This is a genomic window from Amycolatopsis sp. FDAARGOS 1241 (genome assembly GCF_016889705.1).
In the GTDB taxonomy this organism is placed as follows: domain Bacteria; phylum Actinomycetota; class Actinomycetes; order Mycobacteriales; family Pseudonocardiaceae; genus Amycolatopsis.
Genome location: NZ_CP069526.1, coordinates 7,683,686 through 7,706,378, shown reverse-complemented (window position 1 = coordinate 7,706,378; position 22,693 = coordinate 7,683,686). Strand labels below are relative to the sequence as shown.

Genomic DNA, 22,693 nt, shown 5'->3' with positions numbered 1-22,693 from the left:
GTGGAAAAACCCGCGGCTCGGTTCTCGAGTCCGCGGGCCGTGCGGTGTCCGCCGGGGTGGCGGACACCGCCGTCCTCAGTCGGCCGGGGTCGGGGCGTTTCGGCCGCGCAGCAAGTCGTACTGGCAGCGCAGCTCGTGGGCCTCGTCTTCGTAGCGGCGCTTCGCCTGCAGGTACGGCCGGACGGTTTCGCTGTAGTGGCGCAGGTCGTCCTGCTCCAGGGAACCGTCGCGGAAGGCCGTCCAGAAGACGAGCGTCGCCGAGACCACCATGACGAGTGCCACGAGCACCGCCAGCAGCACGGCCAGGTCCGACAGTCCACTGAGGACACCCTCGGTGTACACGCGGACGAACATCACCACACCCATGAGCGCGACCAGCAGCCCCACCGTGACCAGGCTCAGCTTCGCGCCCGTCGACAGGTCCCGCCAGATCAGCTGGCGGCGGTGGTTCTTGTGCTGGCGCATGTTGTGCCCGAGGTGGTGCAGCGCGGTCGCCGCGCCGCCCGTGGCGAGGATAGAGATCACCACGCTGATCGCGAGCGGCAGGCCCCACGGATCACTCCAGTCCACGTTGAACACGGAGCTGGCCAGCCACAACATGATCGGCAGGTCGACGATCGTCACCGCGAGCAGGGTCAGCACCCTCGTCAGCCGGTTGACGCGGCGGTGGCGCAGGCTGCCGCGCACCTGCTCCAGCTCGATGAGGTCGTCGATCAGGTCGGCCTTGGCCTGGGCCTCGGCCACGGTGAGGTTCTGCCCGTGCGGCCCGACCACGTGCTCGTCGAGGACTCGCGCGGTGTGGTACCCCAGTTCGTGGATCCGGGCCAGGAGCCGGTCCTGCGCGGCGGTGGTGCTGCCGATGCGCCGTTCCGCGGGAGGCCGCGGCGTGGGCAGGTTGCGCGTTTGATCGGTGCTGGTCATGAGCCTTGCCTCCTCAGTACGTGATCTCGACCCGGCGCATCCGGGTCGCCGTCTGTTCGTCGAACCGGCCGCCGACGACGGCCGTCGCGCCGGGCTGGGTGCCGATCCCGGCGGCGTCGAGGGGGTTGGTGACACCGGACGCCTTGAGCGCCCCCGCCACGGCCTGGGCCCGCAGCGTGGCGAGCTCCTGACGGCCCGCCGCGGTGGAGCCCGGCGGGTCGGCCGCGTAGCCGCGGACCGTCACCGGCGCGTCGGGCCGGTCGGCCAGCCGTGCGCTGATGCCTTCGGCCAATGACCGCAGCAGGTCACGGGCCGCCGGGGACAGGTCCGCGGAATCGCCGGCGAATCCGAGCGCGCTGTCGGCGACGGTGGTGCTGATCCGCCCGCTCGGGCCGACCACCGACTGCACGCCCGGCACCGGCACCGCGGGTGTCGCGATCGTCGCCTCGGGCCGGCGCGCCGGCACCCGCGACTGGTCGACGTCGCACGAAGCCGCGCCCGCCGCCTGGCAGATGGCCCGCCAGTACGCGCCCAGCTTGTCGCGCGCGGGCGTCGGCAGCGGCGGCTGCGCGCCCGCCACGGCGCCGAGCCCGGTGAACAGCACGTGCCAGCCGCCCAGGTGCGGCAGCTGCCCCGCCGTCTTCAGCTGCTTCGCGATCGCCGCCGGGTCGGCGGTCCAGCCAACCTGGCGCAGGTCGAACGCACCGGCCGTGGACAGCCCGCTGCTGTCGACGACCAGCGTGCCCGGGTCGATCCCGCGCACGGCCTGGTCGATGCCGCCGAGCAGGTCGAGCCCGGCGCGGTGCGCGGCCGTCGCGCCGATGACGTCGGCGGCCAGCTGCACGTTCTTGTCGATCAGCGCCGGCCGGTTCAGGCCGTGCTCGAGGGCCCCGTCCGCGCGCCGCGGCGTGAGGACCACCGACGGCACGTCGCCACCGTCCGCCGCCGACACGAGCGCGACGCTGCTCTTCCCTGAGCCCTGCGCCGACACGTCGGTGCTGTTCGCGGCATCGCGGAGGATCTTGAGGGTGGCGGCGGTGGCGAACGGCTTGGGCTCGTTCGCCGTGCCGCTGACGACCACGACCACGCGGTCGCCACCGGTCGGGGTGAAGCTGCGGGCGGGGATCGCGCACCCGGCAAGGAGAAGTGACAGACCTCCGACGGCAATTGCCGTCCGGAGGTAACCTCTCCGGCGTGCTCGCGTGCTTCTCGGGGAGAAACGCCGCATGATGGGAAAGGCGGGGACTTGGACCAGCCGGGCCGGTTGTGCCGGCGGATCGGACCTGGGCTTCATGACGACCTCCCGAACGTCGATGAGCAGCGCCAGGATGACACTTGCCCGAGCTAAGCGTCAATTGCCAGAAGAGGTTCGCCAGTTGGGGTTGGACTGATTTTCCGGCGCGTTGTGACGCAGGGTCACCGACGGCCGCCGGACGAGGAGAGGGCGGGCCCCGAATGGTCCAGTTTCGTGCGGGTGCTCGACGGGTAAATGCCGCTCCGCGCGGTGAGCGATGCGGCATCAGGGTGACTTTCGCGGCCCGAATGCAAATGCCAGAGGCGGGGGAGGCAATTGCCGTCCGAGGGGATACGCTGACGTGATGGCGACGGTCGACGGGATCCTCGGTGCCTTCCTCGGGTTGCGCAAGCGGAGCGGCCTCACAGTCGAACGCCTCGGCTCGACCGAGGTCGACGTCAGCAGGCTGGTCGCGCTCCCGGCCGTGCAGGCCGTCGTCTCCGGCGGCACCCCCGTGGAAGAGGCGATCGTGCGCGTGGTCGCCGACGCCGTGCGCCGCCTGCCGCCCACGGACCGGATCGTCGCCGACGCCGTGCTCGCACTCGGCGTGCTGGGCGAACACGCGGGCGACGCGCCGGAGCTGGCGGGCCTCTACGCCGACGATCTCGGCGAGCGCCGGTCCGCCCTGTCCCGCAACTGGGTGCGCCTCCACGCGCTGCTCGACGCCGTGCCCGCGCCGCCGGTGATGTCCGTGCGCAGCCTCCGCGGTTCGCAGGAGGCGCAAACGCTCGCACGGCTGGCCGAACTGTGCGCGGGCGCGCCGCAGGCCGCGCCCGCGCGGCTGAGCCGGCCCCGGCCCGAGGGCGCGAAGTCCGTCGTCGTCGTGGGCGGCGCGGTGATGGACCACGTGTGGGTCGTCGACTCCGTGCCCGGTCCCGGCCGGTCGACGCAGGCGACCTCGTTCCGCCGCCACCCCGGCGGCAAGGGCCTCAACCTCGCCGTGGCGTTGCACCGGCAGGAACTCGATTCGCGGCTGATCGCGGCCGTCGGCGGCGACGACCTCGCGCGCGCGATCGTTTCCTATCTCGACGAAGAGGGCCTGCCGACCGATCTCGTGCAGGAGACGCCCGGCGCGAAGACCCCCACCACGGCCGTGCTCGTCACCCAGAGTGGTGATGCCAGCTACGTGGGCTGGATGAACGACACGCAGGTCGGACTGTCCATAGCGGATCTCCACAGCCGCCCGATCCGCGACGCGCTCGCCGGCGCCGACGCGCTGCTGGTGACCTTCGAGCCCGCCGTCGAGGTCGTGAAGTGGTCACTGGCGACCGCGGGCGCTCAGCGCCACAAACCGTTGGTACTGCTGCAACCTTCGCCCCCGATCTCGGCCCCGCAGGGCGTCTACCGCTACCTCGGCGGCGTCGACTACGTCGTCGGGCGCGAGTGGGAGCTGCGGCGGCTGCTGTCCGATCCGGACGGTCCCTCGGACGTCGACGCGGTCGCTCAGCAGCTGTTGAACCTCGGCGTGCACGCGGTCTGTGTCGTCGAAGACTTCCGGTGTAGGCTCCGCACAGTCACCTTGAGCCGGGACATCGAAGCCCCCGACGTTCCGCTCAACGACACCCCGGCTTCGCGTGAACGATTTTCGGCAGCGCTGATACGCAAACTCTTGGACGTAGGTCGCGACTTCACTGAAAATGCGCTGGATTACGCCGTTGCCGCAATGACCACCAATCCTTCGATCGAAGAGTTCACCGACTCGGCGCCCGCCATCTTCGAGGTCGACCGGGTTCGGGAGCGACAGAGCCTGGAGTAAGCGTCGTGACCTCTGAAGGCGTGCGGACGCACGAGCTGCACGGTACGGACGGTGCGTTCACCGTCTACGTGCTCGATGACGTCCCCGGGCCGAACCCGCCCGCCGCCGCCGTGTTCGGTGACGTCTCGGACGACTGCCTCGTGCGCGTGCACTCCCGGTGCCTGTACGGCGAGATCTTCGCGTCGAACGACTGCGACTGCCGCGAGCAGCTGCACAAGTCGCTGGAGCTCATCCGCGAGGAGGGGGCCGGCGTGCTGATCTACCTCGACCAGGAGGGCCGGGGTGCGGGGCTGGGCGTCAAGGCACGCGGGTACGAGGTCAGCCAGCTGCTCGGGCTCGACACCTACGAGAGCTACGCGCACCTGAACGTGGCAGCCGATTCGCGGACGTACGAGCACGCCGCACGCCTGTTGTCCGTGCTGCAGCTGGAAAGGGTGCGGCTGCTGACGAACAACCCGGCCAAGGTCGCCGCGCTGGAGGCCGAGGGCATCGTCGTGAAGCGCGAGGAGCTGGTCGTCGACCACCCCGGTGAGCACACCGTGCGCTACCTGCAGGCCAAAGAGCGCCACGGCCACGCGATCCTGCCCGCCGGCACATTCGCCTGAGCCGGCTGTCGATCGGCGGCTCCCACGTTCGACGCACGGGCGAAGGCAAAGACCCGACGAACGGAGAGCCCATGCTGCTCGAAGGCAAGAACGCAGTCGTCTACGGCGGTGGCGGAGCGATCGGCGGCGCCATCGCGCGCGCGTTCGCGGAGGAGGGCGCGCGCGTCTTCCTCGCCGGCCGCACCCGCGCCAGGCTGGAGAAGGTCGCCGACGACATCCGGGCGGCGGGTGGCCGTGCCGAGGTCGCCGAGCTGGACGCGCTCGACGAGCAGGCCGTCGACGCGCACGCCGACGCCGTGGTCGCCGCGGGCGGCAGCCTCGACGTCTCGGTGAACGTCATCTCCCACGGCGACGTTCAGGGCACCCCGCTGCTGGAGATGTCCTTGGCCGATTACGAACAGCCCGTCGTCACGGCAGTGCGCACCACGTTCCTCACCGCGCGCGCCGCCGGCCGCCACATGAAGCGCCAGGGTTCCGGCGTGATCCTCGTGTTCGGCGGCGACGGCGATCCGGTGCGCGAGCACTCCGTCGGCGGCCTGCAGGTGGCATTCCACGCGCTGGAGGCCATGCGCCGTCAGCTCGCCGCGGAGCTGGGCCGCTACGGCGTCCGCACCGTGACGCTGCGGACGGGCGGTGTCCCCGAAACCCTGCCGTCCGACTTCCCCGCCGCTGAACAACTCAGCGCCGAACTGGCGAAATCCACGATGCTGGGCCGCACCGCCACCTTGGCCGACGTGGGCGCCGTCGCGGCGTTCGTCGCGTCCGACCGCGCCCGCACCATGACCGCCGCCACGGCCAACATCAGCTGCGGCGCACTGGTCGATTAGGCCTTTCCCCGGGCGGAGATCTGCTGCACCGCCCACGCGTTGCCGTCGGGGTCGGTGAAGTGGATGAAGCCGATGTTGTCCAGGTCCTCGGGCCGGCCCGTGCCGGGGTCGGGCCCGAGGAGCTGGATCTCGCTGACGTCGATCCCGGCGGCCACGAGCGTTTCGCGCGCCTGCGGCAGATCGGCGACGACGAGCTGCAAGCCCTTCAACGAGCCGGGCGGCATGGGCGGCACCACGCCTTCGCCGATGACGATCGAGCAACCGGAGCCGGGTGGGGTGAGCTGCACGACGCGGTTGCCGGGTCCGACGACGGTGTCGTGGTCGACGTGGAAGCCGCAGCCGTCGGCGTAGAACGCCTTGGCGCGGTCCACATCGGACACGGGAACGATGACGACCTCGAGTGTCCAGTCCATTCCCGAGTTCTAACCGGGCAAACCGGGCAGGTCAAGGACGCGCGGTTCAACCACCCAGCAGCCGCGAAAGAGCTTCGCGAGCCTTCGCGTCGCGCGAGGCCAGAGCTTGCAGCTCCTCGGCGAGCACGGTGACCCACTCCTCGACGCCGGCTTCCCGGCGGCTGATGACAACGCCGCGGACGACCTGGCGGATCTCGGCCGTCACGCCGCCGGAGCGGGCGGCCGTGAGCACCAGCAGCTGGTGCGGCGTCGACACGCGCACCTCGATCGGCTGACCCGTCCGGCCGGCGACGCGGTCGGCGAAGCTGCGCCGCCGGTCGATTTCGACCATGCCCGGCGGCAGCGCGTCACCCAGCGTCTCCGACAGCACGCGGGAGTAGGACTCGACGTCGGCGCGGTCGGCGCGCAGCGCGGCCACCAGCAGGTGGAACTCGCCGGCCGGGCCCAGCTCTGACCCGGCCATCAGTCGGTGAGCGGCAGCACGAGCTGCGGCTTGGTGATGCGGTGGTCGGGGCGCAGTGGCTTCACGGCGGTGCCGATCGCGAAGAACTCCGTCGTGTGCCCGCCCCAGCGGTGCGGCAGTGACAGCAGCTGCACCCCGACGATGCCCTCGGCGTGCAACTGCTCGGCTTCGGCCTGCATGCGCGACATCGCCAGCTCCCGCGCGTCGTAGAGCGCCTCGGTGTACTGCGGGATCTCCACGTTCTGGCCGATGTTGCTCATCGCCTGGCGAAACCGCTGGTGCGCGATGTGGTAGACGCACGTGCCCATCACCATGCCCAGCGGCGCGTACCCGGCCTGCACGAGCGTCCAGAAGTCCTGGCCGGACAGGTCGGACGTGAACGGTTTGCCGGTGTTGTTGCGCCACTCGCCGGGTTCGTCGGCCTTCACGGCGGTGCCGACGGCGATGAACTCCGCCAGGTCGCTGCCGAACTCCTTGAACTCGATCTCCAGCCGTACGGCGACGATCCCGTCGGCGCCGAGCAGGTCCGCCTCGGCCTCCATGCGCGTCATCGCGAGCTCGCGCGCGTGGTACATCGCGGCCGAGAGCCGGTCCATCTCCTGGTTCTTGCTCCAACGGCCCATTTGGAAACCGACGTGGTAGATGCTCGACCCGAGCACCAGCCCCAGCGGGCGGAACCCGGCTTCGCGCACGAGCAGAAACTCGTTCACGCTGAGGTCCGAGGTGAACAGGCTCGTCGTCTGTCCCGGCCGCATCTCGGCGAGCCGGCGCATCGCATCCTCGGGGATGTGCTGCGCGGCGGGGTCCGTGGTGGTCACTGGGCCTCCTTCATCCGGTTCAGCGGCAGGATGGTGAGCGCGGACGTGGGTGCGGCGCGCCCCCGGTGGAAGCGCGCGATGGCCGTGCCGAACACGCTCGACACCCCCGCCACGGCCACCTCGCCGAGCTGCCAGGTGTCGAGCGCCATCCGCGACACGATCGCGCCGTCGGCACCGATGGCCTGCACAGACTTGTGGAACTGGGCCCGCGCGTCGGCCCGCACCTGGGTGACCAGCCGGGTGTGGGCGTCGACCTCGACGTTTCCGGCCCACATCGTGGTCTGGTACTGCATGTTGTAGTCGAACGTCGTGTGGGCCGAAATGCCGATCGCGACGCCCGCGGGCACCCAGCCGGCCTGCATCAGCTTGCCGACGTCCTGGCCGGGCAGCTCCGTGGTGAACACGCGCCCCGGCCGTTGCCGCGTCTCCGCGCGCACGGCGGTGCCGAGGGCGACGAACTCCTGCATGCTCTCGTCGAGCCTGGTCACGGACGTGCTGATGCCCAGGACGCCGTCGGCGCCGATCGCCTCCGCCTCGAGCCGCAGGCGGTCGAGCGCGACGCGGTAGCCCTGGCGGAGCGCGTCGGCGTAGATCACGGCCTGCTGGTTGGGGGTGACGCCGAAGCCGGAAACCCAGCCGAGCCGCTCGACGACGCACCCCATGACCTCCCCCACGGGGGTGAATCCGGCGACTTCCGAGCCGACCGCCGCGGGCACGCTCAGCAGCGAGGTGCGCAGGCCGGAGGAACCGGCCCGGTCGACGCGCGCCCGCGCGACCGGCGGCAGCCCACGGCCATCCCAGTCGGGCACTCGGACCTCCTCGCGGGCCTCGGCGGGGCCCTCACCGTCCATCGTGGCACGAGGGGGAAGGCGCGTCGGGACGGAAGGCGGGCTTGTCCGGAACGGCTGTCAGTGTGTGGCGGGCTCCACTCGGTTGCGGCCCGCCTGCTTCGCCCGGTACAGGGCGGTGTCGGTGGCGACCAGCACGTCGTCAACGCCGGTCAGGTGCTCGGCCGGGTACATCGCGCAGCCGATGGACACCGTCAGGTCGCTGATCACGGTGTCGCGCTCGGGCAGGGCGACGACGACCTGCGGGATGCGCCGGCGGATGCGGTCGGCGAGGTGGCTCAGGTGCTCCATGGTCGGCACGTTCGGGAGGATGATCGCGAACTCCTCGCCGCCCCAGCGGCCGCAGATGTCCTGCTCCCGCACCTCGCTGCGCAGGGCGATCGCGATCTCACGCAGCACCAGGTCGCCCGTGGGGTGGCCGTAGGTGTCGTTGATGGCTTTGAAGTGGTCGAGGTCGAGCAGGAGCACGCCGACGGTGCCGTTGCCGGTGCGGGCGCGTTCGAGGTACTGCTCGGCCAGCGTGCGCCACCAGCGTTTGGTGGCCAGCCCCGTGGTCACATCCGTGCGGGCGTCGCGCTGGAACTGGGCGAGCAGCAGGCCGCGGTGCAGGGCCACGAGCGCCACGACGACGCCGACCAGCACCAGCGGGTTCGCCAGCAGCAGCAGGGCGGCGGTGACCAGCCCGAGGCCGATCGCGCCGGCTTCCAGCAGCTGGTCGCCGAAGCCGGAGAACAGGTCCGACAGCGACCGCGGTGGGCTCGACAGCGCGATGGCGACCATGACCAGCGCCGTGTTGATGGCCCAGCGCAGGGCGGCCGCGAAGATGATCACGACGAGGTCGGTCAGGCCCGGCAGGAAGCCGGGGGCGGGCACACCGGGGTAGTGGTGCATGCCCAGCGCGAGCACGGTGACCGCGGCCTGCGTGCCGCACAGGACGGTCGCGGCGGAGAAGATCCAGCGGTGGGGGAGCACCGGCCGTTCCCGCGGCCAGACCCGCCACCACGCGACGGCGTAGGTGAACACCACCATCGCCGTGGCCAGCACCGCCGGCAGCGCCACGACGGCCGCGATGCTCCACACGGCCTTCGTGTCGACGTACGCGACGGTCGGCGCGCGGTTGTACTCGCGCTGGCGCTCGATGTGCCGCGTGGCCTCGATGGCCGCGGCCGCGCACACGGCCAGCACGCCGAAGCGGATCAGGTCCGCCTGGTGCACCGGCACCAGCCACGCGGTGCTCAGCGACGCGGCGATCGCCACGAAGTTGACGAGGACCACATACGTGCGGACGTAGGGGGGCAACCGCCAAAGGCGCCAGCCCGTGAACCATCCGGCAGACCGGTTTGCTCGTCCGCGCACTCTTCACCTCACCCGGTTGGCTTCTACCGTAAACGACGAGGCGCGCCGCGTGCCGCCCGTCGTCCGGAGTCTGGGAGTCGGCCGGGAAATTTCGCCCGGACAGCCCAGCGTCCGACGGTGCAGAGGGGAGGTGACCACTGGGTGTAGCGGTGGCCCGCCGTGATTCCTCAGTGGACCTGGGAATCCGCGGTCTCCGCGTAACCACCACTGACGTGCGGCAACCACGGTCAGTGACGTGCGAGTGCTGCATAACCCCCGGTCGCCGCGCCGGCCGCGACCGTCTGCGACGGCTGGTGGTGGGTTTCTTGCGGTAGGTCGCGTGATCGGTCCGGATTGGTCTGGACCCTTCGGCTCGACCTGAGGTCGAGGGTTTTCCCTGCTCTCGGGAGGAGCTTCCGCTGTGCGAAACAACAACTGGTGAGCCCGGTCGTTGGATGCGGCAGGGGTTCGCGATCTCCAGCGGTTTCGGCGGTTTCGGCGGTTTCGGGAAGTGAGAGGAGGTTTCTGCGATGCAGGACAACAACTGGTGACCGAGGACGGTCGGCAATCCCTGGCGTGACCGTGCATTCTTACCGGCCCGGCCCCGGTCCGGCCCGAGAGGAGGTGGCTGACGTGCGCGACAACAACTGGACCCGCTGACCCGGTCGACCCGGACACCGCGACGAGCCGAGAGGAGCGAGCGCATGCGCGACAACAACTGGTGAGCCGGCCCTGGAGCTCGCAGTGGTTCCAATCCCAGTGACTGAGAGGAGTTTTCCGCCATGCAGGACAACAACTGGTGAGTGAAAGCGACCGAGACGCCCCACGGCGCGAGAGAGGCCCGGCTGTGCGCGACAACAACTGGTCCCGCTGAACCCGCGCCGTCAACGACTTGCCGAACCGAGAGGAGCGCGAACCGGTGCGCGACAACAACTGGACCCGCTGACTTGACCGGCAGACCACCACGACCTGGGAGAGGTGAGCCGGTGTGTGACAACACCTGGCCTCGCTGAGCCCGACCCCGCCCCTGTGGCCCGATGAATCCGGAGGTGCAAGCGCATGCGTGACAACAACTGGACCCGCTGAGCTCGACCCGACCGGCCACCTACGTGACCCGAGAGGAGCGAACGGATGCGCGACAACAACTGGACCCGCTGAGCTCGACCCGACCGGCTACCTACGTGACCCGAGAGGAGTGAACGGATACGTGACAACAACTGGTGAACCCGGCCAACCAGTCAGGTGACCCGAGAGGAGCGAACGGATGCGCGACAACAACTGGACCTGCTGAACCCGACCAACTCGCCACGTGACCTGAGAGGAGTGAGCCGGTGTGTGACAACAACTGGACTCGCTGAGCCCGCACCCCGCCCGTCTGGCCCCGACGACCCGAGAGGAGCGACCCCGTGCGTGACAACAACTGGACTTGCTGACCGAACCCGGCGAAAAGCCCTTCGAGGGGGTGAAAGGCATGCGTGACAACAACTGGATCAGCTGACTGCCCGCGACAGGGCCCCGCCGGTCACCAGCCGCGGCGTGGCGGTCAGGGCGCCGCCGGTGGTGTGGCCTCGTCGAGGGGGCTTCGGCGAGGCCAGGCCGCTCGGGTCCAGGCCGTGGCGGCGAGGGCGGCGACCGTCGCGCCGGTGGCGGCCGCGACGGCGACCACGGTGGTGGGCGCGAGCACCTGGGCCAGCGCCCCGGCGGCCGCGATGGCCAAGCCCTGCGAAGCGCGCAGTGCGGCGATCGCGACGCCGATCACCTGGCCGCGCTGCTCGGGCGGGGCGGCGAGGCTGTACTGGACCTGTGTGATCAGGTCGTGCGCCGACAGCGCGCCCGAGATGGTCCAGAGCACCACGGTGACCGCTACGCCGGGCGTCCATCCCGTGGGCAGCAGCACGAGGCTGGTCGCGACCGCGAGCGGGCCCAGCAGCCGTGCCTGGCGCACGCGCGGCAGCCGGCTAAGCAGCACGGCGCCGACGAGCGTGCCGATCGGGTTGGCGATCAGCAGCCACGGCAGCACCCCCGTGCCGCCGAGCTGCGCGGCGATCGGGACGGCCAGGCCCTCGGGCACCACGTAGAACCCGCAGCAGCACGCGATCGCCAGCAGTGACCGCAGCCGCCGGTCCCGCGCGACGAGGCGGCAGCCCGCGACGAGCGTCGCCCACTGGGGTTTCCGCTCGGCGACGACGTCTACCGGGTGCGGCCGCAGCCCCCAGCGCAGCGCGAGCGCCGACACGGCGAACGTCACCGCGTCGACCCACAGCGCACCCGCGACCCCGAGCCACGCGACCACCGCAGCCCCGGCGCCGAAGCCGATCACGAGCGCCGCCTGGTACGTCGAGGACAGCGCGGCCTGGCCGACGGGCAGCCGGTCCGGCCCGAGGATGTCCGGCAGCACAGCCTGCCGCGCCGACTGGAACGGCCCCGCCGCCAGCTGGACCACCACGAGCAGCGCCGCGGCCGCCGGCCATGGCAGCCCCGGGATCGCCATCACGGCCACGAGCACCGCGCGCAGCACGTCGGCCACCACGAGCACGGCCCGGCGCGGGAAGCGGTCGGCGAGACCGCCGAGCGCACCGCCGAAGAGGTCGGGCAGGTAGGTCAACGCGTACGTGAGCGCCGCCCAGCCCGCGGATTCGGTACGGTCGAACACGAGCACTGTGAGCGCGACCCGGGCCAGTTGATCACCGGCGACCGACAGCACGTGCGCGAGCCACAGAGACCGGAATTCCGCCACGCCGAACACGTTCCGGAACGAGGGGGCGCGGGCGCTCATGTGATCAGAGTGTCCCGGCTCAGCCACACGGAGCAAACCCCACCCCCACCGGAGGGTCGTCGGGACACTCGGGTGAGCGCCGTGAAAAACTTGGCGATCGCCGTCCGTGAACGTCGTACCGAGGGGTTTTTCGTTGACCGAGGAGAGCCGGCAGATCGCCGGTCGCTACCAGCTCGTCGAGCTCATCGGCAGCGGCGCCATGGGCATGGTCTGGCGCGGTGAGGACAAGATCCTCGGCCGCGTCGTCGCGGTTAAAGAACTCCTCATGCCCGTGAACCAGGGCGAGGAAAAGCTCGACGAGGCCAAGAGCCGCGCCATGCGCGAGGCCCGCATCGCCGCGCGCCTGCAGCACCCCAACGCCATCTCCGTGTTCAACGTGGTCGAGTACGAAGACCGGCCGTGGCTGATCATGGAGTACCTGCCGTCGCGCAGCCTTTCCGCGAAGCTGCACGACGACGGCCCCCTGTCCGTCGACGAGGTCATCCCCATCGCCGTGCAGCTCGCCGGTGTGCTGGCCGCCGCGCACCGCGCCGGCATCGTGCACCGCGACGTCAAGCCCGGCAACGTCCTGCTCGGCGAAGACGGCACCGTCAAAGTCACGGACTTCGGCATCTCCCGCGCGGTCGGCGACGTCACGCTGACCGCCACCGGCGAGATCTCCGGCACGCCCGCGTTCCTCGCGCCCGAGGTCGCGCGCGGCGAGGAAGCGACGTTCGCCTCCGACGTCTTCGCCCTCGGCGCCACGCTGTACATGGCGGTGGAGGGCGAGCCGCCCTTCGGCACGGCCGACAACGCGATCGCCTTGCTGTACCGCGTGTCCAGCGGTTCGATCAACCCGCCGAAGCAGGCCGGCAGGCTCGAACCGCTGCTGCTCAAGCTGCTCGAGCTCAAGCCCGACGACCGGCCCTCCATGGCCGAGGTGCTCACCGAGCTGCGCGAGCTCGACGGCCACGCCACGCCTGTCGCGTCGGTGCCCGTTCCCCTGACGGTGCCCGCTCCGGTCCCGGCCGCCGCGCCCGCGGCCGCTCCCGCCGCCACGCCGACGACCCCAGCCCCGGCCCCCGTCGACCGAAGACGGCGCCCGATGATCCTCGCCGGCGCCGGCGCGGTGGTCGTGGTGCTCGTCGTCGTGGTCATCGTGCTGCTCACCCGCAACGACAGCCCGTCGCCCACCGCGAACGGCGGCGCGCCCGCCCCCGTCGTGAACTCCTCGGCTCCCAGCACCACGGCGCCGCCGACCACCACGAACTCGCAGACGCCACCGCCGCCGAGCACGCCGTCTTCGTCCAGCAGCGCGCCGCCGACGCCAAGCAGCGCCGCGAACCCGGCGGAGAGCATGGAAGCGGCCGTGCAGCAGTACTTCGGGTTGCTGCCGGGCAACCTGGACGCCGGCTACTCGATGCTGGCCAGTTCGTTCGAGTCGCACGGCAGCACCCAAAGTCGCGCGAGCTATGACTCGTTCTGGGGCGAAATCGCCAGTGTGAGCGTCAGCGACGTGAAACAGGTCGGCGCGAACCAGGTGAGCGCCACGGTGCACTACGTAAAGAAGTCCGGTGTGCGTTCCGACGAGCACCACACCTACACCATGGTCAACGAGAACGGTGCCTGGAAGATCGCTCGCGAAGGGACCTGACCCCTCACTCCAGCAGGAGTTCGATGGCCCCGGCCGCGTCGGCGACGACGTGGTCCGGGGCTTTCTCGTCGCCGCTCCACACGCGCCCGCGGTCGACCCACACCGTGCGCAGGCCGGCGGCCCGGCCGCCCGCGATGTCGGCGCGCGCGCCGTCGCCGACCATCCAGCCATCGGCCAGCGGTGCCTGGCACCGTTCCGCCGCGATCTCGAACAGCCGCCGGTCCGGTTTGCCGACGCCTTCGTGCCCCGAGATCGCCCAGCCGTCGACGAGTCCGGCGACGTCGGTGTGCAGCAGGATCGCGAGCTGCTGCTCGGCGTTGCCGTTGGTCACCACGCCGATGCGCCAGCCCGCGGCGCGCAGGCGCGGCAGGCCCGTGAGCACGCCGGGCGCGGCGGGGATCAGCACCGGGTGCCGCCGGCGGTAGAACTCGAGGAGCTCGGCCACTGTGTCCTTCAACGTGAAGCGGTCGCGCACGGCTTGGAAGAACGCCTCGCGAGGTGCGTGCCCGTCTTCGTCGGCCGCAGTGAGCCACGCCGCGTCGTCGGCCGTCAGCCGGTGCTCCGCGCAGAACTCCCAGGCCCACCGCCGGAATCCCTCCGCGCGGTCGACGAGGGTGTCGTCGAGGTCGAACAGCACGAGCCGCACGGAACGACCCTAAGCGGACACCGCCCGCTGCCGCACGCCGATCGGGCACAACGAACCCGAGCAGCGCACGACGTCCGTCGGATCAGCGGGCGAGCAGCTCCAGCGACACCTCCCACAGCAGCGCCGCCGCCGCGGGGTCGAGTGCGTGGGCAGCGACCCCGTCGCGCGCCGGCGGCACGTTCGGCGCGGCCTCGTCGCAGTCCTCGAAGTAGCGGCCGCTGACACCCGTCAGCAGGGGAGACGCGGCGAGCAGCACCGACGTCGCCGCGCCCTGCTCCGGCGTCTTCCAGGCGAAATCCTTGGCCACGGCTTCGAACTCGGCGTTGCCCTCGTGGTGGCGCTGCAGCGCGGTGCGGATGCCGCCGGGCATGAGCGCGTTGACGGTGATGCCGTCGGCGGCCCAGCGCCGGGTGGCCTCGACTGCGAAGAGCACGTTCGCGGTTTTGCTCTGGCCGTAGGCGGACCACGGCTCGTACTCGCGGCGCTCGAAGTGGATGTCGTCGAACACGACGCCCGATCGCAGGTGGGCGCTGGAGCTGACGGACACCACGCGCGCGTCGCCGGCTCGTTCGAGCGCGTCGTGGAGGCCGACGGCGAGGCCGAAGTGGCCGAGGTGGTTGGTGGCGAACTGGTGCTCCCAGCCCTCGCGCGTCCGGGTGAGCGGTTCGGCCATTACGCCGGCGTTGTTCACGAGGATGTGCAGCGGGCCCTGCCAGTCGCTCGCGAACTTGGCGACGGAATCGCGGTCGGCGAGTTCGAGGTGCCGGACGTCGATCGCCTCGTTGCCGGTCGTCGCGCTGAGGTCCGCGGCCGTGCGGTGACCGGCTTCGGTGTTGCGGACGGCGAGCGTGACTTCCGCGCCGGCCCGCGCCAGCGCGCGGGCGGTCTCGACGCCGATCCCGGACGCTCCTCCGGTGACGATGGCGCGGCGGCCGGAGAGGTCGACGCCCGCGACGATGTCGGCGGCGGTGGATTCCCGGGTGAACGGGGTGGTGATGCGCATGGCGGTCCTCTCCTTAAGGCTTTGCGGAGAATCCTCCGGTTGGCTCGACATTAACCGGAGGACCCTCCGATTGCAAGTATGCTTGAGTGGGGCCAGCCGGAAGGGGTACGAGGTGATGACGACGTGACGAAGCCACTGCGCGCCGACGCGCGGCGCAACCGCGACCTCCTGCTCACATCCGCGGTCCGGCTGTTCTCCGAGAAGGGCCTCGGCGCCACGCTCGACGCGATCGCGAAAGACGCCGGGGTCGGCATCGGCACGCTCTACCGGCATTTCCCGACGCGGGAGTCGCTGATCGAGGCGGCGTACCGCAACGAGCTGGACCAGCTGTGCGACGCCGGTCCGGTGCTGCTGGAGGAGCTCCCCCCGGAACAGGCGCTGCGCACGTGGATGGACCGATTCGTGGATTACATGACCACGAAGATCGGCATGTCCGACGCCCTGCGCGCCGTGATCGCGTCAGGCGGCGACCCGTACGCGCACAGCCGCGACCGGCTGAACTCGACGATCGGGAAGCTCCTCGAACCGCTGACCGCCGCGGGGGCGCTGCGCGCCGACGTGCTCGTGGACGACGTCCTGATCGGGCTCAGCGGGATCGCCCTTGCTGCCGGTGCGCCGTCGCAGCGCGCCCAGGCCGGGCGGCTGCTGGACCTGCTGCTGGACGGCCTCCGCTACGGCGCCTGACCACTGACCACTGGGTGCGGCCGGCGTCCGGTGTGGGCGCCGGATCCTCGCCGCGATGCAGCAGTCGGGCACCGTCCTGGTCGACACGCGGGATCGCCGTGAGCTACGGATGAACGGGGTTGCAGCGCTGTGCCCCTGGCTTGATTGCGCCGTTCAGGTGACAAGCGGGCCAGTTTTGTCGGCGTTCGATGCGAACATGTGTTCGTGTCGACCGAAGGGCCCATTCTCCACGCCGACCTCGACGCGTTCTACGCGTCGGTCGAGCAGCGGGACGATCCGCGCCTGCGCGGGCGGCCCGTGATCGTCGGTGGCGGCGTGGTGCTGGCGGCGAGCTACGAGGCCAAGGCTCGGGGCGTGCGCACCGCGATGGGCGGCGCGCAGGCCCTGCTGCTGTGCCCGCACGCGATCGTCGTGCCCCCGCGGATGGCGGCGTACAGCGCGGCGAGCAAGGCGGTGTTCGAGGTCTTCCGGGACACGACGCCGGTCGTCGAGGGGTTGTCGATCGACGAGGCGTTCCTGGACGTCGGCGGGCTGCGGCGCATCGCGGGCACGCCGGCCGAGATCGCGCGGCGGTTGAAGGCGGACGTGCTCGCGCGCGTCGGGCTGCCGATCACGGTCGGGGTCGCGCGCACGAAGTTCCTCGCGAAGGTCGCGAGCGCGGTCGCGAAGCCCGACGGGCTGCTCGTGGTGCCGCACGAGCGGGAGCTGGAGTTCTTGCACCCGCTGCCGGTCGAACGGCTGTGGGGCGTGGGCAAGGTGACGTCGGAGAAGCTGCGCTCGCGCGGGATCCGCACGGTGCGGCAGGTGGCGGAACTGCCCGAAGTGGACCTGGTGTCGATGCTGGGCCGCGGCGCGGGGCACCACCTGCACGCCTTGGCGCACGGGCGGGATCCCCGGCCCGTCCAGGTGGGCCGCCGGCGGCGGTCGATGGGTTCGCAGCGCGCGCTGGGCCGGCGCCGCCGGTCGATGGCGGAGCTCGACGAACTGCTGGTGTCCATTGTGGACCATCTTGCCCGGCGGCTGCGGGGCGCGTCACGGCTGACGCGGACCGTGGTGCTCCGCATGAGGTTCGCCGACTTCACACGGGCCACGCGGTCGCGGACGCTGATCGAGGCGACCGACCACACGGAGACGTTGCTCGCCGCCGCGCGGAAGTTGCTGCTGGAGTCCCAATCGCTGGTCTGCGACCGCGGCCTGACGCTGATCGGGGTGTCGTTCTCGAACCTGACGAGGCACGGCTCGGTACAGCTGGTGCTGCCGTTCGCCGTCGAGGACGGGGTGGCGGTCGACTCGGCCGTCGACGGCATCCGTGACCGGTTCGGCAGCTCGGCCATCACCCGCGCGGCCCTGCTCGGCCACGACCCCGGGATGTCGGTGCCGTTGCTGCCGGATTGATCACTGAGCGTGGTCTCCACCTGTCCTCCGCCGCCTGCCCGAAAAACCCGTGTAACGAACGGGCCCCGTCCGGCGACGGAGGTGCAGCTACCTTTTCCCGAGCTTTCCCGAAAAATCGAAAAACGTACCTTCGGACGAAAATGTGAGACGCATGGACAAGCAAAGACGCCGGCGCAGCATCACAATTCTGTCGACGGTCGCGGCCACCGCCGGGATGCTGTTCGTCGCGCCCGGGGCGGCCGGGGCCGCCCCGCCGAGCAGCGCCATCGACGTGAGCGCGACGAGCCTGCAGCGCGGCGAGACGTTCACGGTCACCGAGACCCTCTTCAACGACCGCGACTTCACGGTCACCGGCGCGAAAGCCGCCCTCTACGGCAAGGAAACGCCGATCACCGACGTCGTCGACGTGGTGTCGTGCGACGTCGCGTGCGGCGTGCTGGGCAGCAGCCTCCGCGCGGGCGTCGGCGACCTGGGACCGGGCCAGGGTGCCACGGTCACCTTCACCCTCAAGGTCAAGGACACCGCGCCCGACGGTTCGGTGACCCTCCAGGACCAGTTCGTGGGCGACAACTACGCCTTCGACACGCTCGACGGCCCCGCCGTCACCATCACACCTGCCATGGACTCCGCCGATGTCGGGGTGTCCCTCACGGCCGCTCCGACCGGCGTGCTGAGCTCGCAGCTCACATACACGATCACCGCGAAGAACAGCGGCCCGGCCGCCGCCACCGGCGTCAAGCTGCAGGCCTCGCTGCCCAGCGGCCTGCAGTTCGCGAAGTCGGCGGACTGCACGGCTTCCGGGCGCACGGTCACCTGCGCCGTCCCGTCGATCGCGTCCGGCGCGTCGGCCAAGGCGAGCTTCACCGCCCGCGCCGGTCTGCTGACCATCGGCACGTTCACGACCACGGCCCAGCGCCAGGCGAGTTCGCCGGCTGACCCCAACGCGGCCAATGACAAGGCGTCGCGCTCCTGCCGCGCCGTCACCAGCCTGCTGCTGAGCTGCTGACCGCCCCTGCGATAGAAAACGGCCCGGCTTCCCTCGGGGGAAGCGGGGCCGTTTTTCGCCGCCGTCGTCGATCTTCATCAACAAGGCTTCGGTGGAATTTTTCGTTCCTCACCCGATCGGGTCGACAAGACATTTTCCACGGCGTTTGTCCACCTCGCCCGGATAACAATTCCGACCCGGTGCGCCGTGTTCGGTTGCACTGGTTCGGACCAAGGCGCAGTCACCGTGCGCTCTGGCGGTTCGGCTCACTCGGCCGATGAGGTGAGTGGCGCACGGTGGTCGTCACCCGGGTGCACGGAGATCAGTTCCCGCAGCCGGTCGAGCGAGTGCCGGGCCGAGGGTTTGCCTGGCCGGTCCCGCGCGGACCGCAGGTCGGCCAGGTGCGAAAGCCCGGAGACGACGACGTCGAGCGGTGGGCCACTCGACGTGAGTGCCGAAAGCCGGCCCGGGGGCGCGGTTTTCGCCGGTTCCACCAGGAACGGCAGCACGAGCTTGTGGTGGTGGTAGGTGTAGGCGGCTCCGTGCGCGCGGCAGACGTCGAGGAACAGCTGCGCGTTGCGCGTCAGCTGCGGGTTCGGCGCGGCCTCGGCTTCCCGCAGGAACTGCGCGAGCAGCGGTTCCTCACTCCCGATCGCGCGCAGCCGCGTCTGGTCCTCGGGTGTGACGTACGCGTACTTCTCCGTCAAGACGTTCTGGTAGAAGGGATCCCGCAGGCTCGTGAGCCCGAGCAGGACGTCGAGCTCGTTGATCGCGGAGAAGTCGCCGGCGTTGACGCCCCGGTACTCGGCGTTGCCGACCCGGTGCGACTTGAAGTACGGCCGCACGTTGAAGAAGAACCGGTCCACGTCGAGCGAGTTAGCCAGCACCTGGTTGAACCGCAGCACCTCGTCGAGCGCCACGCGCGCCGCCTCCAGCAGGTGCCCGGAGAACGGGCTCGACACCCCGATCGCCGTGATCCGGTGCACGGCGGCGGCCGCGCGCTGGTACGCGAAGACCCCCAAGCCGTTGTTGGTGAGGAAAACGGCTTCATCCTCCAGCGAGGTGAACGTCTGGAACCGCCCGCCGACGGCCGGGTTGTACATCGCCTGGTGCGCGAAGACGAACCGCGGCGCCACCCCCAGCGAGGACCCGAGCCGCAGCGCCAGCGACCAGGCGGCCGAGAGCGCCGCGGCGTCCGCCGCGGCCGATTCGTGCCTCCGGCAGGCGGCGAGGTGGTAGCCCACCATCCCCAGCAACTGGTACTTCTCACGCTCTGGCACCGGCAGCGCGTCTTCGGCCAGGATGCCGCCGATCAGGTGGTCGCCTTCGGCCACGAGGGCTCGCTTGATCCGGTCCAGCTCGGGACGGCCGTCGAGCACCTCGCGCCGCTCGGCGAAGTACGCCTCTTCGAGCTTGGTGTTGTGCTCGACGAACTCGTTCCTGATCCACCGGTCGAACCGAGCCAGCGCAGTCGTCACCGCGCCGAGGATACCCGGGCGCTAGAGGTGGTCGAGCCCGTCGAGCACGCGGTCGAGCACCACCGTGCGGGCCTTCGGGTCGTACGCGCCGACCGGCGGGTGGACGTGCAGCAGCTCCTCGTTGACCAGGTCGTCCACGAGCTCGCGCGCTTCGCCGATCGGGAGGCCGAGGTACGCGGACAGCTCGGCGACCGACACCGTGGACACGCACAGCTCGCACGCGCTCCCGTACGGCTGCCGCAGCAGGCGGCTCAGCCGGTGGCCCAGCTCAGTGGTCGAGACCAATGTCTCGAGCGCGAGGTCATGGGTGACGCGCGCGGCCGCGCGCGACCTCGCGTACGGGCGCACGAGCGGCAGGCCGTCGGCGTCGTCGTCGGGCGCGTCGGGCAGGCGGTGCCGGCCCGGCAACCGGCCCGGCTCGGTCATGCCGCCACCTCCTCGCGTCCTGATGGCAGTGAAGCACCGTGATCACCACCGTGCCAACCGCACAAGGCAATCGTGTCCGAAGTGGACCCGGATACGGACTCCCAACGGACCCGGAAAAGCCGGACGGCCGGGGTGGAACGGGAAGATCCCGCCCACCCCGGCCGTCGCAATTTCGCCGGGTCAGGCCGCCTCGGCCTTGGCGCGCGCACCGTGCCGGCCGCGCAGGTCGAGCTCGATCTGCTCGAGCGTGCGGCCCTTGGTCTCCGGGACCAGCCACTTGGTGAGGCCGAACAGCACCACGTTGATCCCCGCGAAGAGGAACATCGAGCCGCCCAGCCCGAGCGCGCCCGGGTCGGAGATGATCGGGAAGATCGCGCTGATGAGGCCGGTCGCGGCCCACAGGACCACGCTGCTGATGCCCATGCCCGCGGCGCGGACCTTCAGCGGGAAGACCTCCGCCATCATGACCCACACGACCGCGCCCCAGCCGAGCTCGTAGCCCACCAGGTAGAGCACCATCGCGACGAGCATCAGGATGCCCTTGGTGGTGGTGTCGTTCACCTCGAGCACGATGAAGCCGGCCGCGACGAGCGTGATGACCATGAGCACGTTGCCGATCAGCAGCAGCGGCTTGCGGCCCCAGCGGTCGACGACGAAGACCACCCACGCGGTGAACAGGAACTTCGTGATCCCCAGCAGCACGCCGGACAGCAGCGCCGCCTGCGTGGCGAAGCCGAGGCCGATCAGCATCGTCGGGAAGTACGCGTTGACCGCGTTGACGCCGCTGAACTGCTGGCCGACCGCGAGCAGCAGTGCCACGACGAGCATCGGCCGCACCATCGGGGCCCACAGGTCGCGGAAGCGTGTCTTGGCCGACTCCGTGTCGAGGCGGATGACCTCGCGGATGGTGCCGATCTCCTCGTCGACGTTCACGCCCGTGCCGTGGGAGCTGCGCAGCACCGAACGCGCTTGCTCTTCGTGGCCGTTGGCGAGCAGCCACCGCGGCGTCTCGGGCAGGAAGACGAGGCCCACCAGCAGGATCAGCGCCGGGACGATGGCGCCGGCGAACATCAGCCGCCAGTTGCCCGACGAGCCGAGCCCGTAGCTCACGAGGAACGCGATCAGGATGCCGAGCACGATGAAGATCTGGTTCAGCGCGCCCATGGCCCCGCGCAGGCGGGCGGGGGCCAGCTCGGACAGGTACGTCGGCACGGTCGACGACGAAAGCCCGATGCCGACGCCGATCACCAGCCGCGAGATGGTCAGGAGGACGAACGTCGGCGAAACGCTCGCCGCGATCGTGCCGATGATGACGATGACCGCGGCCACCATGATCGTGCGGCGCCGGCCCAGCTTCTCGTTGATCCGCGAGGAGAAGAGGGCTCCGAAGATCGCGCCGACCGAAATGCTGGCCGTGATCACGCCCTTGTCCCACCCGGTCAGGTTCCAGGTCTTGCCGATGAACGGCAGAACACCGGAAATGACACCGAGGTCGTAACCGAACAGGATGCCGCCGAGGGCACCGAAGAAGTACAACGTGATCCTGTTGATGGGCCGCCGCGCCGCGGCTGTCTGTGTCATTGCCGAGCCGTCTCTTTCCTGGGCTGGCCGGCCGGTCCGGTTCACTGGGGGGTGGCCAGCGCCGTCGGGCCGAGCGGGGTGGGTCTCGAATAGCCGGTGTTTCCTGGCTTGCACCGGGCGCGCCGGAACTCCGCAGCGCAGGACTGCGAAGCGGCTGTTTCCCCCGCCGGCAACGCCTTTCCCGTCGCCGGCCGTTCAGCCGCTGATCCCCGCCGGCGCGTTCCGGCGAACTTCGCCGTACACATTCACACGCGGTCCAGCGGTGGGCAATACACCGGCTGATAACTATTCAGTCACGTGACTGACGTTCACATATGTGGATACGATCACGAGCTGATTGCGCAGGTCAGGCGACGTTTTCCGGACAATGAGGATTTCCGATACGGCTCAGGAACCGTGCGGTAGGGCCGTTCGTCGGACGGTGTCGGCTGAGCACTCGGGGGGAAGAAGGTGCGCATGGGCGCGGGGTTCGAGGTCGTCCCGGCGAGCGTGGGGGAGTCGGCGAGCTGCGCGCACCGCGCGGCGGCGGCAGTGCGGCCGGTGGACCTGAGTGGACCGCTCAGCGGGACAGCCGCCGGAATGCCGGGTGGCACGAGCGTTTCCGCGGCGGCGCAGCTGAGCGACGTTTGGGGTGAAGCCGTCCGGCAGTGGGCGAAGGACACCGACGCGTACGGCAGCCGGCTCGACGACGCCGCCGAAACCCACCGCCGTACCGAGAACTCGGCGGCCGAGGGCCTGCGCTCGGAGGGTGGTGATCAGCTGGGGGACGTGCGGCGCTGGGACGCCGCGGCGATCGGTTCGGTCGC

20 protein-coding genes are annotated in these 22,693 nt (G+C 70.6%); 7 read left to right on the top strand and 13 right to left on the bottom strand.

Going from position 1 to position 22,693, the window contains the following annotated elements:
• Positions 1-75 precede the first annotated feature (75 nt).
• Positions 76-921 (bottom strand): hypothetical protein, encoded by an 846-nt coding sequence (locus I6J71_RS37470; RefSeq protein ID WP_204091182.1) that lies wholly within the window; start codon positions 919-921, stop codon positions 76-78.
• Positions 922-934: 13 nt separating this feature from the next.
• Positions 935-2,008, bottom strand: coding sequence for an OmpA family protein (locus I6J71_RS37465; protein ID WP_239154141.1), 1,074 nt, complete (start codon positions 2,006-2,008; stop codon positions 935-937).
• 511 nt (positions 2,009-2,519) lie between these two features.
• Between I6J71_RS37465 and I6J71_RS37460 the strand changes: the two genes are divergently transcribed.
• The 3 genes from I6J71_RS37460 (at position 2,520) to I6J71_RS37450 (ending at position 5,403) form a co-directional block, all read left to right on the top strand.
• Positions 2,520-3,971, top strand: a complete 1,452-nt coding sequence (locus I6J71_RS37460; RefSeq protein WP_204091181.1) for a carbohydrate kinase family protein — start codon at positions 2,520-2,522, stop codon at positions 3,969-3,971.
• Positions 3,972-3,976: 5 nt separating this feature from the next.
• Positions 3,977-4,576, top strand: coding sequence for a GTP cyclohydrolase II (locus I6J71_RS37455; RefSeq protein ID WP_204091180.1), 600 nt, complete (start codon positions 3,977-3,979; stop codon positions 4,574-4,576).
• 71 nt (positions 4,577-4,647) lie between these two features.
• A complete protein-coding gene (locus I6J71_RS37450; protein ID WP_204091179.1) occupies positions 4,648-5,403 on the top strand; it encodes an SDR family NAD(P)-dependent oxidoreductase in 756 nt (251 codons plus the stop codon).
• On the opposite strand, the gene I6J71_RS37445 is transcribed toward I6J71_RS37450, so the two are convergent.
• From I6J71_RS37445 to I6J71_RS37420, 6 genes are all read right to left on the bottom strand, one after another.
• Positions 5,400-5,816 carry a VOC family protein gene (locus tag I6J71_RS37445; RefSeq protein ID WP_204091178.1) on the bottom strand — a complete coding sequence of 139 codons (417 nt, stop codon included), beginning with the start codon at positions 5,814-5,816 and terminating at the stop codon, positions 5,400-5,402. The two genes, I6J71_RS37450 and I6J71_RS37445, sit on opposite strands and share 4 nt — an antisense overlap.
• Before the next feature lie 46 nt (positions 5,817-5,862).
• The gene (locus I6J71_RS37440; protein ID WP_239154140.1) at positions 5,863-6,279 is read right to left on the bottom strand and encodes a hypothetical protein; all 417 of its coding nucleotides are present in this window, start codon (positions 6,277-6,279) and stop codon (positions 5,863-5,865) included.
• Positions 6,279-7,097, bottom strand: a complete 819-nt coding sequence (locus I6J71_RS37435) for a heavy metal-binding domain-containing protein (protein WP_239154139.1) — start codon at positions 7,095-7,097, stop codon at positions 6,279-6,281. The genes I6J71_RS37440 and I6J71_RS37435 overlap by 1 nt, the downstream gene beginning before the upstream one ends.
• The gene (locus I6J71_RS37430) at positions 7,094-7,906 is read right to left on the bottom strand and encodes a heavy metal-binding domain-containing protein (RefSeq protein ID WP_239154138.1); all 813 of its coding nucleotides are present in this window, start codon (positions 7,904-7,906) and stop codon (positions 7,094-7,096) included. Before I6J71_RS37430 ends, I6J71_RS37435 begins: the two co-directional genes overlap by 4 nt.
• Positions 7,907-8,005: 99 nt before the next feature.
• Positions 8,006-9,244: a diguanylate cyclase gene (locus I6J71_RS37425; protein WP_239154137.1), complete on the bottom strand. Its 1,239-nt coding sequence runs from the start codon at positions 9,242-9,244 to the stop codon at positions 8,006-8,008.
• 1,579 nt (positions 9,245-10,823) lie between these two features.
• Positions 10,824-12,056, bottom strand: coding sequence for an MFS transporter (locus I6J71_RS37420; RefSeq protein WP_204091175.1), 1,233 nt, complete (start codon positions 12,054-12,056; stop codon positions 10,824-10,826).
• 133 nt (positions 12,057-12,189) lie between these two features.
• Here I6J71_RS37420 and I6J71_RS37415 point away from each other — a divergent pair, with 133 nt between their 5' ends.
• A complete protein-coding gene (locus I6J71_RS37415) occupies positions 12,190-13,689 on the top strand; it encodes a serine/threonine-protein kinase (protein WP_204091174.1) in 1,500 nt (499 codons plus the stop codon).
• A gap of 4 nt (positions 13,690-13,693) precedes the next feature.
• Here I6J71_RS37415 and I6J71_RS37410 read toward each other — a convergent pair whose 3' ends face one another.
• Both I6J71_RS37410 and I6J71_RS37405 read right to left on the bottom strand, forming a co-directional pair.
• Complete coding sequence (locus I6J71_RS37410; protein ID WP_204091173.1) at positions 13,694-14,335, bottom strand: HAD family hydrolase; 642 nt, start codon at positions 14,333-14,335, stop codon at positions 13,694-13,696.
• A gap of 82 nt (positions 14,336-14,417) precedes the next feature.
• A complete protein-coding gene (locus tag I6J71_RS37405) occupies positions 14,418-15,338 on the bottom strand; it encodes an SDR family NAD(P)-dependent oxidoreductase (protein ID WP_204091172.1) in 921 nt (306 codons plus the stop codon).
• A 123-nt stretch (positions 15,339-15,461) separates the two neighbouring features.
• Between I6J71_RS37405 and I6J71_RS37400 the strand changes: the two genes are divergently transcribed.
• The 3 genes from I6J71_RS37400 to I6J71_RS37390 all read left to right on the top strand — a co-directional run bounded on the left by I6J71_RS37400 (position 15,462) and on the right by I6J71_RS37390 (position 18,423).
• On the top strand, positions 15,462-16,022 hold the full coding sequence (locus I6J71_RS37400) for a TetR/AcrR family transcriptional regulator (RefSeq protein ID WP_239154136.1): 561 nt from the start codon (positions 15,462-15,464) through the stop codon (positions 16,020-16,022).
• A gap of 198 nt (positions 16,023-16,220) precedes the next feature.
• Entirely contained in the window at positions 16,221-17,417 is a 1,197-nt protein-coding gene (gene dinB / locus I6J71_RS37395; RefSeq protein WP_204091170.1) for a DNA polymerase IV, read from the top strand.
• Between the two features lie 151 nt (positions 17,418-17,568).
• Complete coding sequence (locus I6J71_RS37390) at positions 17,569-18,423, top strand: DUF11 domain-containing protein (protein ID WP_204091169.1); 855 nt, start codon at positions 17,569-17,571, stop codon at positions 18,421-18,423.
• A 245-nt stretch (positions 18,424-18,668) separates the two neighbouring features.
• Here I6J71_RS37390 and I6J71_RS37385 read toward each other — a convergent pair whose 3' ends face one another.
• The 3 genes from I6J71_RS37385 to I6J71_RS37375 all read right to left on the bottom strand — a co-directional run bounded on the left by I6J71_RS37385 (position 18,669) and on the right by I6J71_RS37375 (position 21,887).
• Complete coding sequence (locus I6J71_RS37385) at positions 18,669-19,880, bottom strand: monodechloroaminopyrrolnitrin synthase PrnB family protein (protein ID WP_204091168.1); 1,212 nt, start codon at positions 19,878-19,880, stop codon at positions 18,669-18,671.
• 21 nt (positions 19,881-19,901) lie between these two features.
• Positions 19,902-20,306 (bottom strand): DUF742 domain-containing protein, encoded by a 405-nt coding sequence (locus tag I6J71_RS37380; protein WP_204091167.1) that lies wholly within the window; start codon positions 20,304-20,306, stop codon positions 19,902-19,904.
• A 180-nt stretch (positions 20,307-20,486) separates the two neighbouring features.
• Positions 20,487-21,887, bottom strand: a complete 1,401-nt coding sequence (locus I6J71_RS37375) for a sugar porter family MFS transporter (protein ID WP_204091166.1) — start codon at positions 21,885-21,887, stop codon at positions 20,487-20,489.
• Between the last annotated feature and the right edge of the window lie 806 nt (positions 21,888-22,693).